Genomic DNA, 533 nt, shown 5'->3' on the forward strand with positions numbered 1-533 from the left:
CCCCGGCATTGCCGGAATCCGCGCAGGCCGAAGCCCGCGCGAAAGGCCTGCAGCGGTACGACGCGTTCGTTGACGCGCTTGGCCGCAGGCTGAGCAAGGGACCAAAGCTCAGACAGGAAATCGCTGATGATGTCCCGCCGGCGTCGCCGGCCGACGCGGACGATTCCCCGTTGGGATAGATAGTGGCGGCAAGCTGGCGAGATCGCCGCACCGCATTCCGCAAGTCTCTGCACGCCGCGTTGCGATGGACCGTTTTGCCTGTTGCAAGGCTACTGTTCATGCCTCTTCTAATCATCCCCGACCGCGGCACGAGCAGGCTCGCCGCAGTGAACGGGGATCATCGTGGCAGGCAGTCATCATTCTGGCAGGGAAGCGGTGTCGCGCGGCGCGCGTATGCTGCGCACGGCGCTTGGGCCGGCCATAGCCCGCTTCCTCGAAGCTCCTGATATCGTCGAGGTGATGCTGAACCCGGACGGACGCCTCTGGGTCGACCGGCTGAGGGAAGGGCTCTGCGCCACCGATGAACTGCTGGT

2 pseudogenes are annotated in these 533 nt (G+C 65.3%); both read left to right on the forward strand.

Annotated features, from left to right (window positions below):
• Window positions 1-179, forward strand: a pseudogene (locus EN925_RS41365) (CopG family transcriptional regulator); the annotation flags it as partial.
• Between the two features lie 214 nt (window positions 180-393).
• A pseudogene (locus EN925_RS38920) lies at window positions 394-533 on the forward strand (P-type conjugative transfer ATPase TrbB); the annotation flags it as partial.

Origin of the sequence: Mesorhizobium sp. M7A.F.Ca.US.006.04.2.1 (assembly GCF_004022915.1) — a bacterium.
GTDB classification, from domain to species: Bacteria; Pseudomonadota; Alphaproteobacteria; order Rhizobiales; family Rhizobiaceae; genus Mesorhizobium; species Mesorhizobium ciceri.